This is a genomic window from Aquimarina algiphila, from assembly GCF_007489275.1.
GTDB classification, from domain to species: Bacteria; Bacteroidota; Bacteroidia; order Flavobacteriales; family Flavobacteriaceae; genus Aquimarina; species Aquimarina algiphila.
On sequence record NZ_VLNR01000168.1, the window covers coordinates 1 to 13,399 of the forward strand.

The window sequence follows — 13,399 nt, forward strand, 5'->3', positions numbered from 1 at the left end:
TTCGTTTAAATGGAGCAGCTTCCGGAGGCTTAAGTTTACTTAAATCTGCGCACTATGGTAATGGTCTTACCTTTTATAAAAATCAAAAATCAGAAACTACAGGGAAAAGGGAGAAAGTAATAGAATATAAAGAAGATCATCCGGAGATACAGGCGTTCTTTAAACGCAACAAGATGAATACCTTCTTTACAGAAACCATCAGCGATTTAGAAAGTTATGGGATTGGTTTCCCCTCACTGATCATCAGTAAAGATTATAAAAAGGTATTACGTGTTAGAAGACAAAAAACCGCATGGGGTAGACGAGAACTGATGAACCCGTCTTCTGGTTTTTCTGAAATGGTTTACTTTAAGAGTCAATGGGATGATGATGACACTAAAGATGCTGCAAAAATTCATAGTGTAGATCCTATGTGGTGTTACGAGGAGATTTTAGAATACTGCCAGAGAAAAAGGCTTCATGAATTTGTATTGCCTGTTCATTATACGATGACTGATGAGGCCTATTATCCAAAACTCACATGGCACGCTATTTTTAATAATGGATGGTTAGAGGTTTCTAACTCTATCCCGATGTATAAAAAACATCTATTCAAAAATCAAGTGAATATTAAATTCTTGGTTCACGTTAGTGAAGCATATTTCGAAGGGCAATATGGTGATGATTGGACAGACAAATTTGATGTAGATCAGCGTAACAAAATTCGTGAGGAAACATTAAAAGCGATCGATGATCATTTGTCTGGTAATGAATCTTCCGGAAGAAGTATGTACTCCAGAAAGTTAAAGGACGATGATGGTAAATGGGTGAATGCTATTGAGATCGAGCCTATCGATAATAAAATGAAAGATGGTTCTTATCTGCCCGATGCTTCAGCAGCCAATACTGAAATATTATTTGCGATGATGGTAGATGCATCACTTATCGGTGCAGGTGTACCAGGGGGTAGTATGGGATCTGGTTCTGGTAGTGATAAGCGTGTAGCCTTTGATATTCTATCTGCTTTATTTAAAACCAAAAGGGATACCACATTACAGATTTGGGATTTGATTAAAGAATGGAACGGGTGGGATCCGGAGTTACAGGCAGGCTTTGAAAATGTGAAGCTCACCACTTTAGATAAAAACCCTAACGGTAAACAATCAGGAATATGAATTTAGTAAACAATAGACTTGAGTTACAGGAATATGTCAATGTTACTTGGAATTTTGACTTTGATAAAGCACTACCTTTTATTAAACGTGCAGAGCGTAAATATATCATCCCTAATATAGGAAAGGAAGAGTACACTACTATTTTAAATCACGATGGAAGCGATACCGATATCGTGGATGTAAAGTATTTATTAGCTGAGGCTAGTGCAAATTTAGCTTTTCATTTAGGGTTTGCGCAGCTATGCGTCCATATTACCAATTACGGTACAAAACAAACAGAACTGGAAGATACCAAGTCTATTGATTGGGCAACAAAACGTGATCTTCAGCGGGGTTTTACAGAAACAGGATTTGAGGCCATTGATGAAGCCTTAAAAGCCATGGAGTATTATGTAGATAAATTTGCGGATTGGCGGGATAGTACTGCGTATTCGGTTTTTAATGAACATTTTAATAAAAGAACGGATGAATTTCAACAGCACTTTAATATCTCCAGTTCCCGAAAAACATTTATTGCTTTAAAGCCTATAGTAAGAAAAATAGAAGAACAATATTTTTTACCCATGTTGGGAGAAGAGGCTATGAACCTTATAAAAACAAGAACAATGGATCCTGTCTTATCCAGAGCTTTGGATTTATGCCAAAAGGCCGAGGTAGCTCTTACCATTGCGAAATCTGTAGATTCAGGAGCTTTTGTAATGACAGGTAGTTCAGCTATGTATATCTGGGAGCAACTTCCATGGGAAAAGACTAGTGAATATTCTGATGAACGATTACATAAACTTAAAGACAGCCAACAAAAGGACGGGGAAGAATATTTAAAAAAACTAAATGCATTACTTCTTAAACATCCTGATGTGTTTCCTATACCACAAAGAGAATCGAAGCCTGCCAATAAAAATATTATAAAACTAAAGTCTGGCCTAGGATTATGATGTCCTTTTTTTAGCCTCACCGAAAATCGAAATTTGAACTATGTCAGAGAGAATTACATATAACGAAAAGACGAACCCTCGCCCGGTTGAAGATCGAACTAAGCAGGCAACTGCTGAAGATTTTAATGAGATCAAAGAAGTTGTCAATGCTCATGCAGATGATATTGAAAAATCACCGAGTTTTGGAGATATTCCTTCGGTCGCTGATGATCTTATATCTACCGTTGCCAATGCAGCTTTATCTGCTAATCAAGGGGTTGTATTAAAAGGTTTTATAGATCAGATATTATCGCTGCTGAATAGTGATGATACTACACTGGATGAGTTACAGGAGATTGTAAATTACATCAAGCAAAATAAAGATGACCTTCAAAACCTTGATATCAGTAATATATCTGGATTGCCACAGGAGTTTGTAAAAGTGTATAATACTATAAAAGATAGTTTTACCGCTTCAAATATTGATGTTGTATTAGATTGGAATACTGTAAGTAATAATCAGCCAGGAACTAATATCGGTTTAATTCGAGGTAATGCAACCAACGGACCTACTCCTGATGATACTATATTATTCTATTCATTATGTTTTGAGTATGGATCCAATGATGGAACTGGTGTTATTACCCAAATTGCTATTCCTTATGGAGATGCTGCTTCCTTAGCGAAAGGACTTTTTTACAGAGGTCGAAATAGTGATGTTTGGAGTGGATGGATACCCATAGGGTCTAGTGATGGATCTGGTGGTTCATCTTCTGGGTTGGAAAAGATCACTGAAAACGGTAAAACTGGATATCGATTTGTAGGATCTGATCCAAATAATTTTGGTGAAATAGGAGCTTTTGCAGTTGATTTTTCTTTTAGTACAAGTCCTTCAACTGCAAGAGGTGCGGTAGCTACATTATCCGTTGCATTTCATGGGGGTAATGAAATTGACCCAAATGCATTTGCTGCTTTTGTAACTGGGAATGACAATTTTGTAGCAGGCGAATATAATGTTGTATTTGGTGCAGACAATGATATAAGAGGAGATTATGCAGGTGCTATTGGAGAAGGACTTAATTCTCCTTCTTATGCGGAGTTTTCAATTGGTGCTNACATTATCCGTTGCATTTCATGGGGGTAATGAAATTGACCCAAATGCATTTGCTGCTTTTGTAACTGGGAATGACAATTTTGTAGCAGGCGAATATAATGTTGTATTTGGTGCAGACAATGATATAAGAGGAGATTATGCAGGTGCTATTGGAGAAGGACTTAATTCTCCTTCTTATGCGGAGTTTTCAATTGGTGCTTATGGCACGCAATATACAGCAGGTTCAGCTACTGAAAAAGTTGGAACGGATAGACTGTTTAATGCTGCCAATGGAACATCTCTTGCGCCGAGTGATGCGTTTACCATTTTAAAGAATGGAGCTATGATCCTTCATCCTGTTCCAAAATCATCCATAGAAAACCCTGTAGCCGGAACATATATAACAGATAGCGAAGATGCCAACAAAATTAAATTTCATGACGGAACGAATTGGAATGTAATCAGTATGACTCCTGAATAATCATATATCCCAAAATAATACTTTATGAAAACAGAAAATACACTTTCCGGAATAGCATTGATGATTGCAAGTTTATCCATTGTTGAAGTTTTGAATATAAGCTTGGCTTTGGTGGTTGGTGTTACGGCAATCTTACTAAACATAAGAAAGTATAAGGCTGAAAAAGCACGGGAAAGTAAAGAAAAAGCAGAAAAAGAATTATTAGTAGAACAACTTAAAACCCTTAAAAATGAAAAATAAAGTAATAGGTGGAATCATTGGAGTATTAGGTGTAGTTTTTGCTTCCATGGGAGTGATTAACCTGACGGATTCATTACCTAAAAGTGAAAACAAGAACTATAGAAAGCGTTCACTGGAAAGACCTTTGTATATCACGTATCATCATACAGCTAGTAAAGGGCAATCATTGAAACAAATTGCTAAAGGACATCTGCACCGAGGCTTTCCAGAAATCGGATATTGTTTTGCTATTGGATGGGATGGAATAATATATCAACTAAATGATGTGAATGAAATCAGTTGGCATGATTCGGGAAATAATACAAATTCCATTGGGATTGTGTTTGTAGGGAACTATCATGAAAAAGAATTGCCCGATGCTGCGTTACAAGCTGCAAAACGATTACAGGATTCTTTAAGTGCATATCTTAATATTGTGGGGGTTCGATACCATAGGCAAACTTCTCCTACTGCTTGTCCAGGTAAATATGCGATTAAAAAAATCCAACCTCTTTTAAGATGATCAATTATAAAAACCTTGCAGAGAACCTAATGATTACTATTGTTGTCATGATTTCAGCGATGTATGGAGGGTATTTGGTTTCTATAAGTGCTGCGGAAAGAATGTTGGATAACCAGAAAAGTATTATTGTAGAATCTATTCGAAAAGAGACCACTAGTATAACCAATGAGTTTAAAACCGAAATCAAAAAGCTAAAGGTTAAAAAAGATGGTAATGTTGATTTGAATATAGATCCAGTTTTGGATAATGACGCTACAACCATTAAAGTAGATTCATTACATAAGAAAAAGAAACCTTTTTTTAAACGCATATTTGGAGGTAAAGATGAATTATAAAGTAGTAACCACTTGGAATGAGCTTAATAATTGGCAACTAGCTAAAATTGCTTCTTTATTATTTTCAGCGTTTTCAGAGGAGAAGATCAAGCATGGTTTGGTGTATATACTTTTTTTAAGGAAGAAAAGTATTTGGAATTCCTTTAAAATGCGCTATTTAATTGCCAGAGTTCCTTTTGCCGAATTATATAAACACACTGCGTTTTTGAGTAATTCTACAGATAGAACTGAATTTCCAAAATATTTAAAATTAGGATTTATAAAACTGTACGGTCCAGATTCCAGAATNGTTTTGGATAATGACGCTACAACCATTAAAGTAGATTCATTACATAAGAAAAAGAAACCTTTTTTTAAACGCATATTTGGAGGTAAAGATGAATTATAAAGTAGTAACCACTTGGAATGAACTTAATAATTGGCAACTAGCTAAAATTGCTTCTTTATTATTTTCAGGGTTTTCAGAGGAGAAGATCAAGCATGGTTTGGTGTATATACTTTTTTTAAGGAAGAAAAGTATTTGGAATTCCTTTAAAATGCGCTATTTAATTGCCAGAGTTCCTTTTGCCGAATTATATAAACACACTGCGTTTTTGAGTAATTCTACAGANAGCTTAATAATTGGCAACTAGCTAAAATTGCTTCTTTATTATTTTCAGCGTTTTCAGAGGAGAAGATCAAGCATGGTTTGGTGTATATACTTTTTTTAAGGAAGAAAAGTATTTGGAATTCCTTTAAAATGCGCTATTTAATTGCCAGAGTTCCTTTTGCCGAATTATATAAACACACTGCGTTTTTGAGTAATTCTACAGATAGAACTGAATTTCCAAAATATTTAAAATTAGGATTTATAAAACTGTACGGTCCAGATTCCAGAATGAATAATCTTACGATTGATCAATTTTCTATGGCAGATATGTTTTACTATAGTTGGTGTAAGACAAGGAATAATAAAGAACTCAATAGGTTGGTTTCCATTTTGTATTTACCAAAAGGTAAAGTTTTTTCCCGTAAAGAATTAGATCATTCTATATATGTTAGGTTAATGCCTAGAGATAAAAAACTATCAGTAGTATTGGCATATATAGGGAGTAGACAGTTGCTAATCCAAAGGTTTACCCATGTGTTTAAAAACTCATCAGGCTCAGGGAAGAATACTTATAACTCCTTCGATAAGATTGTCTTTAATATGGCCAGAAGTGAAAATCAACCTTTTGGACCACTATCTAATACCAAGGAAGCCAATCTATATGATTTTATGAATATCCTTGACGATGAGTTAGCGGATCAAAAAGAATTTACCAGAAACAATGAATGAACGTTTAGATTATAATAAGATTAAAGAATACCTTGGAACTCTTGCTTCTTCATGTAGTGAGATTGATGATTTTGTTGGGTATAACGAGCAAGAACTACACGATTTACTTAGCTCAAAGTATGGTATATCAGGTAAACTATTAACTATCTTTAAATATGAGGGAGCACTAAATGGTAACGATCAACGTACCCTTGCCGGAAGGGTTATCCATTTTGGGATATTAGAGTCAATATCCAAAGTGGATGACTATACTTTAGAAGCTTCCACTATTGCAGATTGTGAAAGGGTTGGATTCAAAGTGCTTAGTCGAATTGCGTATGACAGCAAAAGACCGGATTCAAAATGGTTGTATAAGAATTTTGATCAAAACACTGTTGAATTTAATGAAATTCGATTAAAATCCAATCTTGGTTTAGTAGGTATGGAATTTTCTCTTACTCTTAAAACGAAACAACCATTAACTATAGATGTCAATGACTGGAGCGATATAGAATCACTGTAATCTGTTGTCCTTTTTTTGATTCTTCCCTAGTAGCATCTTGCATAAAAAAAGATGCCTTTATCTGCACAACAAAAAACCATACGAGATAAGGAAGCCAAAATAGGAGCACATGCTGCTCGTTTGGCTACTCGCTATTTGCATAAAAATATCAACAGGGCATTTGATGTAAAAAACCGTGGAGGTGTTTTTCAGGGTAAAAAGATAAAGCCCATGCTTCGCGCCAGTAAAGTACGCCCTAAACTTGGAGAGTATGTTTTGCTAGGCCTTGATACTACCTCAAACAAATATGCTTTTATACATCATTATGGATTTAAGGGAAAGCGAGACGGAAGTTTTGTACGCTTTTCGAATAGTAGATTTAGTAAAGAATTTACAAACCGAGATGCTCATATTCTTAATGTTAGAGATCGTTCCATTTTCAAAGATGTATATAAATCCAGTGGAGCATTAACATATTTGGCAGAACATTTAGCTGAAACCAGATCCGAATCTTTTCAGGCAAAATTTAATAACCTCATTGTAAAGCTTACTCAGGATGAATAATAACGCTCCAGAATTAAAATTTAAAATAAAGGTAAACGGTAAGGAAGTTGAAAATACGTTTCTCGCTTTTAAGCGTGAATACTTTAAGGCAAAAAGGCAACTGGATAAAAGCCCTATTGGTTCTGATAACTGGAAGCAGGCAGGAAAAAACCTCGCTCAGTATAAGAAGCTAATGAATGATGCTAAAAAAGACCAGGAAGAATTTATTGATCAAATGAAATCAGATGAAGAAGTCGTTAATGATTTCACGGATAGTGTAGGTTCATTATTTACAGGGTTTAAAAGAGGGAACTATAAGGAAATAAAAGCAGGGTTTAACGGAATTGCAGGCAGTATTAAAAGTGTAGGAAAGGCTGCATTATCCTTACTCGCAAATCCTGTGGTTTTGGCTGCTACTGTTTTGGCAGGGGTTGGTTTAGCAGTTAAAGAATGGTCAAAGTATAATAAAGAGGTTTGGAAATCAGCCAAGCTTACAGAACAAGTGACAGGATTGGTTGGTGAGCATGCTCATGAAGTTCGATTACATGCACAAACCATTTCAGAAGTTTTTGACCAGGATTATAAGAAGACTCTGGAAACCGCTAATGTTCTGGTTAAAAAATTTAAAATCAGTTGGGGTGAAGCACTAGACACCATAGAAGAGGGATTGATAGAAGGTGGAGTGGCAAATGAAGAGTATTTAGAGAGTCTAAATGAGTATGCTCCATTTCTTGCCGATGCAGGATATAGTGTAGGTGAATTTAAAAATATCATTGCTACAGGCTATGATTTGGGTGTGTTTAAAGATAAGCTTCCTGATGCATTAAAAGAATTCCATTTAGCAATGACTGAGCAGACGGATACGACTAGAGATGCTTTGGATAATGCTTTTGGAATCTCCTTCACCGATAAACTATTTAAAGGCATAAAACAGGGTACGATTACTACCAAAAATGCACTACAGGAAATCATTAAAGAAAGTAAAAAGTATGGTTTAAGTGTACAGCAACAACAGCAATTAACAGCTGATTTATTTAAAGGTGCAGGAGAAGATGCAGGAGGAGCTTTAAAGATTTTTGAAGCAATTAATAAGGCACTGGAGGATCAAACGATCGTACTCACACCTCTTCAACAAATGCTGAAAGAAACCGCAGACGCTCATCGTGAGCTTGCTATAGCAAAAGATGAGGCTTTACGATCTGATGACTATGTGGCTTTTGCAGGTGAGATGGATCTGGTATGGACCAAGATTCAAACTATTTTTTATAATGCATTGGGTGGTATACGAGGAGCTTTTACAGATTCAAATGAATTTATTGCAAAACAAATAGTCCTTTTCCTTGCTACAACAAAGGCAATGCCCAACATTGTTAGTAGTAATTTCCGATCAGTGATCGATAGTATTAAAGAATTGATTGGGGAGGCTTTTTCTTTTGGAGATATATTTCAAAAATTGATAAGCCTTGATTTTGATGGTGCGAAAAAATCAGCCGATAACTATAAGAAAAATGTAAGTGAATCTTTTGATGATGTGAAAACTTCTGCTTCTGGTATTGTGGATGAAATTAAAAGAATACGAGAAGAAGCCTCAAAAAAAGTAGACCTTGAGTTTGAATCCCGAAAACAAGGATTTATTGATAAAGCAAAATTAGAAGAACAAAAAAAAGCAGAGGAAGAATTGCAAAACCGTAGAATACATATGACCCGTAAGCAAAAGGAAGAATTGCAAAAACTATTGGAAAAGGAAAAGGAGTTCAGGGAGCTTGTTATCTTAAATAGTAAGGGGCTACTAGAACAAGAGCTAGTAGCGTTTCAGGAGCGAAAGGAAAAAGCAGGGCTATTTCGTAAAGAAAAAAACCAAATGACTGCTCAGGAGCTTAAAGCTCTTGAAATATTAGAATTACAGCACCAAACCAATATCGCTAAGATTGAGAATGAGGCTATTGCTGATCATTTTGAAAAACTAAAAAAACGGTATGATCAAGATGTAATTCAAAGAGAAACCGATCATAATGATGAGATAGCCAGATTAAAAAATGTAGAGGAGGCTAAAGCATTACTTAAAGGTACATTGTCGGATAAGGAACTATCTGAAATTAAAACTTTAAATGATGCAAAAAATGCATTGCATAGGAATTTCGAACTATCAGAACTAGATCACCAGGCAGCGTTTTATAAAAAGCAGATAGAAGTAATGACTTCTCTATTATCCGGAGAAGATACAGGAATAAACCTTGGGGATAAATTACTTACCGATGAGCAGAAAGAATTACTTAACCAACGATTAGACGAGGTAAAGCTTAAGCTTTCAGAAATTGGTGTCATTAAAAATGAGGAAGAAGAGGATCCTGAGGTAGAAGGGTTAAAAGGAGAAGTAGATATTTTCGGTTTCTCCATTGATGATTGGGAAAACACTTTTGAGAATTTAGATACTGCCAAAGATAAAATTAAGGCAGTCGAAATGGTCGTTGGTGCCTTGCAGAATGTTTGGGGGATGTATAATGATTTCTTAGCAGCTAATGAAACCAAACAATTAAAGAGTTTTGAGAAGAATAATGATAAAAAGAAAAAGGCTTTAAAGAGGCAATTGGATTCTGGGGTTATTGATCAGGAGACGTATAATAAAGAAGTTGAAAAACTTGATCAGGAATTAGCGAAAAAGAAAGCTGAAGTTGAATACAAACAAGCCAAAAGGGAACAAATTTCTACTCTTTTTGGAATCGCGGCAAATACGGCTTTAGGGATTGCAAAAGCTGCTGCCGCATCTCCTACAACTTTGGGGATGCCCTGGACTGCATTAATAGGGGCTATGGGTGCTTTACAGGCTGGATTGGTATTGGCTAAACCCTTACCTGATAAAAACAATTATGCAGAAGGAGGTTATACATCGGGGATAGGATATTTGGATGAAACCGGACATGAGGTGGCAGGTACAGTACACGCAAATGAATATGTGATACCTGAGTTCGTGATGAATAGTACAGATCCTGCAATTCCTCAAATTATGGAGTATCTGGAGAATAAAAGAAAAATGAAGCTTGGGAAATTTGCTGAAGGAGGATTTACTACTACGCCACCACCAGAATTTAAAGAAGAACGTCAGGATACTACAGATATCCAAGAGAAGGATCCTTATGAAGCAATGATACTATTTTCTTCTGCTGTCAATAGGTTATTAGATGAGGGAGTGACTGCCGTCTCTCTTATTGGCGATGATGAAATACAACGTTTTGATGAACGATTGCAAAAAATAAAAGAGTCCAGAAATAATGCTAAAAGACAATAAATAATGGCAGATATCAATTTTAATTATAAGGAAGGTGAAGCGTTTCCTCCTGCACAAATAGTATCAATTTCTCCGGGGTTTACGGATACTCAAATAATAGTTACCAAACCGAACTGGATTACTATAACTCAAGATAGGCCTAATAATAAGATTAGGGTTTCTTTAAATAATAGGGTGAACGATTTACCTGAAGGGGTCAGAAATTTTACCTTACTTATCTATGAAAGGGAAATCATAGAGTTTGGAATTCCTCCCGATCCGTATATATATGCCAATATTTTAATCAATACCTATACTGTACAGGTAAACTATACCAAGAGAAAGCCTACTACTGTAAATCCGAATAAGCTTGATTTCTATCATATGATAGGAAATTCTACTTTACCAGCAGCGCAAGGTCTTGGTATTACTTCTGAGGATAGTTATACTATTTCTAGGGATCAGCCTTGGATTAGTATTTCAAGGGTTAGCGGTACTGGTAATACAAATGTGATTATAGGTGTTAATGTTCAAGCGCTTGTTCCTGGTACTTATAATGGTAATGTTCGGGTTCAGGATTCACTCACTACCTTTACTATACCCGTAAGTTTGGTGGTTGATGGAGAGCTCGGGACTGAGGATTTTTTGTTTGCTACCCCTAGTGAAATACGCTTGGAGCATACGCGGTATGGTTTTTTATCTTCACCAAGGAGTGTTTCTGTAAACGCATCAGGATCTTTTTCGATAGAAGCTACTTCTAGTTGGATGAATGTTAGTAGAAGCTCCGGAAATCAAAATACACTTAGTTTTGATGTAGAATTAAATGACAATGTTAATGCTTTGGGTATTGGAGTTTTTGTGTCTGAAGTAGTGCTTGTTCTGGGTAGTATTACAAAGAAAGTAAAGGTAGAAGTTGACATCACTCCATTTATAGAAGACCTTTTTGATCCTGATAAACTATATTTTACAGATGATGAAAATACAATTAGGTTGGTATCCAGTGCAGAAAAAACTCAGTTATCAGTTATTGTCAAAGCATCCAATCAAAACCAGTCCTATAGGTTTAAATATGGCATCCCCTTTTTTAAAGGGATTAGTAGGACTCGCGTTGGAGGGGAGATACGAAAAATTATAGGCAAACTACCCAAAAATGACTTAGGAGAATTGATATCAAAAGCCTATATACCCTACACACCTTCATTTACAGACCTAGATATTACAGAGAATAAGATATTCAGTGACGAAATACTAAGGGGAGTACCCTTAAAAGACATTAGATTTATCAAAGGTATAACTCCTCCAGACGCCAAATTGACGAATCTTCCAGAGAAAATCTATATAACCAAAAAAGGAATCCTTTCTTTTTCGTTTTTAGAACAAAATAGTGCTTCTCCAGAAACTATTACAATTAGTGGAGCCATTGAAAAAACTATTTCGGTTCAGTTAGAAAGGAACGACCTGTATTCGGTGTTAATTCCTTTGTCAGATTTGGAAGGATTATCAACTGGAGATGAATTTACCATGTCGGTTTCTGGTGTAGAGACCAATATCCAGATCAAACCGTTGGGTATAGATCATTGTATTGTCTTTTGGGAAAATATATGGGGATGTTGGGATACGTTCGAATGTACTGGACAAATACGATCTAGGAATAAGTACAGTTATACCTCAGATGAATATCGGTTAAACCGAAATAGTTTGATAAAGGAAATCTTGGAGATCGATACGATTGGAGAATTCACAATCGATACAGGATGGGTGTATAGTCAGGAAGAAGTACGGTATTTAGAATCAATGTTCATTTCTAGAAACATATGGTTACTTATCGATGGTAGGTTTATTCAGGTCAATACTAAAAACAGTTCCTTCGATCCTTATTTGACACGAAGGTTTAAAAAGTCGTTCAAACTAACTTTTGAAAAAACAATTCGATGATAGCATTTATAACTGATGATTGGCAGCTTGACCTGACAAGTCATAAACTCACTTTTATAGAAGAGAGCTCTTTGTTTTATAATTATTTTGTCAGTGGGTATTCTTTACCATTCTCTATAAAAATCTCCGATGAATTAGCATTAGAACTTGGATTTATTGATGAAGATAATATAACCGATTATAAGACTCGGTATGAGGGGTTTTTACAGCAAGATGGTAATTTCAGTGTAGCTATTTTGGAGTTAGATCAGTACGATGGGGAAAGGTTGTCTGGATCCTTTGTTTATGGAAATCAAACCTTACCTATTTTAGATACAAAGTTATCTGATTTACCTTGGCCAGTAATTAGTACTGATAATATAGAAAATCATGCAAAAAGTATAATTACTAAAGGTTTTCCAGAGGTTGGGTATAATTTCCCTATGATTATTGATACCGAATTCGATCAGAATACCAATTATGAAAAATTCGAGGGGATCTTTAATAGTTTTGACGGAACCAATTATGTACGAAATAACAAAACCATTGAGGATGGCGAAGAGATTATCTATAACAGGAACGTAATTACTCCTTATCCATATATTCAGAAAATATTAAAAGTAGGATTTGAACATGCTGGATTGTCTTATGCAGGTGATTTTTTTAGTGATCCTATTAATAGTAAACTGATTTGGGATACAGGGATGTTTTTAGAACAAACGTTTTCTCCGTTACCTCCCAGTTTTAGATTTGAACTAGCAAACCTTAATACACAAGTGGGTAACAATGTTGTATCGACCTATAAAAAGACATTGAATATTAACACTGTAGGTAGTTATACTATAAAAGCTTATCTGAATTTTCCTAGTCATATAAAGGTGGAAAACTTTAAGATTGTAATGAAAGGAAAAACTATATACACAAACACTATAGGGAGATTGGATAAACTCATAAGTCTTAATATTGAAGAGATTACGGACTATGGCTTGTTAGAGTTACAGATGTCTTTGGTTAGATTTAATGTAACTGATTCTATAGAAGATATTTCACCTTATCATAATTTTACATTTTGGGCTAATGATGGTAGGTTAAATGTGTTTCCGGATTCCTTTAGTATTGCTGATGTTTTACCAGATATGACCTTTTCTGCTTTCCTGAA

11 protein-coding genes are annotated in these 13,399 nt (G+C 35.4%); all 11 read left to right on the forward strand.

The features are described from left to right. A partial coding sequence (locus tag FOF46_RS32045) for a hypothetical protein (RefSeq protein ID WP_167572032.1) occupies window positions 1-1,154 on the forward strand: 1,154 nt, incomplete at its 5' end. Next, window positions 1,151-2,089, forward strand: a complete 939-nt coding sequence (locus FOF46_RS30820; protein WP_143919248.1) for a DUF6712 family protein — start codon at window positions 1,151-1,153, stop codon at window positions 2,087-2,089. The genes FOF46_RS32045 and FOF46_RS30820, both read left to right, overlap by 4 nt. 1,577 nt (window positions 2,090-3,666) lie before the next feature. Further along, complete coding sequence (locus tag FOF46_RS30835) at window positions 3,667-3,882, forward strand: hypothetical protein (protein WP_143919233.1); 216 nt, start codon at window positions 3,667-3,669, stop codon at window positions 3,880-3,882. Next, window positions 3,872-4,384 carry a peptidoglycan recognition protein family protein gene (locus FOF46_RS30840; RefSeq protein WP_143919251.1) on the forward strand — a complete coding sequence of 171 codons (513 nt, stop codon included), beginning with the start codon at window positions 3,872-3,874 and terminating at the stop codon, window positions 4,382-4,384. The genes FOF46_RS30835 and FOF46_RS30840 overlap by 11 nt, the downstream gene beginning before the upstream one ends. Continuing rightward, on the forward strand, window positions 4,381-4,719 hold the full coding sequence (locus FOF46_RS30845; protein ID WP_143919252.1) for a hypothetical protein: 339 nt from the start codon (window positions 4,381-4,383) through the stop codon (window positions 4,717-4,719). The genes FOF46_RS30840 and FOF46_RS30845 overlap by 4 nt, the downstream gene beginning before the upstream one ends. A 739-nt stretch (window positions 4,720-5,458) precedes the next feature. Then, a complete protein-coding gene (locus FOF46_RS30860) occupies window positions 5,459-6,037 on the forward strand; it encodes a hypothetical protein (protein ID WP_143919255.1) in 579 nt (192 codons plus the stop codon). After that, entirely contained in the window at window positions 6,030-6,539 is a 510-nt protein-coding gene (locus FOF46_RS30865; protein WP_143919256.1) for a hypothetical protein, read from the forward strand. Before FOF46_RS30860 ends, FOF46_RS30865 begins: the two co-directional genes overlap by 8 nt. Window positions 6,540-6,590: 51 nt before the next feature. Further along, window positions 6,591-7,082 (forward strand): hypothetical protein, encoded by a 492-nt coding sequence (locus FOF46_RS30870; protein ID WP_143919257.1) that lies wholly within the window; start codon window positions 6,591-6,593, stop codon window positions 7,080-7,082. Then, window positions 7,075-10,347, forward strand: a complete 3,273-nt coding sequence (locus FOF46_RS30875) for a phage tail tape measure protein (RefSeq protein WP_143919258.1) — start codon at window positions 7,075-7,077, stop codon at window positions 10,345-10,347. The genes FOF46_RS30870 and FOF46_RS30875 overlap by 8 nt, the downstream gene beginning before the upstream one ends. A gap of 3 nt (window positions 10,348-10,350) precedes the next feature. After that, window positions 10,351-12,261 carry a BACON domain-containing protein gene (locus tag FOF46_RS30880; protein WP_143919259.1) on the forward strand — a complete coding sequence of 637 codons (1,911 nt, stop codon included), beginning with the start codon at window positions 10,351-10,353 and terminating at the stop codon, window positions 12,259-12,261. Next, the coding region (locus FOF46_RS30885; protein WP_143919260.1) for a hypothetical protein at window positions 12,258-13,399 on the forward strand (1,142 nt) is incomplete at its 3' end. The genes FOF46_RS30880 and FOF46_RS30885, both read left to right, overlap by 4 nt.

Bases quoted from the DNA above. Each gene is read 5' to 3' on its own strand.
- FOF46_RS30820 (WP_143919248.1), top strand. From the start codon at position 1,151: ATGAATTTAGTAAACAATAGACTTGAGTTACAGGAATATGTCAATGTT.
- FOF46_RS30835 (WP_143919233.1), top strand. From the start codon at position 3,667: ATGAAAACAGAAAATACACTTTCCGGAATAGCATTGATGATTGCAAGT.
- FOF46_RS30840 (WP_143919251.1), top strand. From the start codon at position 3,872: ATGAAAAATAAAGTAATAGGTGGAATCATTGGAGTATTAGGTGTAGTT.
- FOF46_RS30845 (WP_143919252.1), top strand. From the start codon at position 4,381: ATGATCAATTATAAAAACCTTGCAGAGAACCTAATGATTACTATTGTT.
- FOF46_RS30860 (WP_143919255.1), top strand. From the start codon at position 5,459: ATGCGCTATTTAATTGCCAGAGTTCCTTTTGCCGAATTATATAAACAC.
- FOF46_RS30865 (WP_143919256.1), top strand. From the start codon at position 6,030: ATGAATGAACGTTTAGATTATAATAAGATTAAAGAATACCTTGGAACT.
- FOF46_RS30870 (WP_143919257.1), top strand. From the start codon at position 6,591: ATGCCTTTATCTGCACAACAAAAAACCATACGAGATAAGGAAGCCAAA.
- FOF46_RS30875 (WP_143919258.1), top strand. From the start codon at position 7,075: ATGAATAATAACGCTCCAGAATTAAAATTTAAAATAAAGGTAAACGGT.
- FOF46_RS30880 (WP_143919259.1), top strand. From the start codon at position 10,351: ATGGCAGATATCAATTTTAATTATAAGGAAGGTGAAGCGTTTCCTCCT.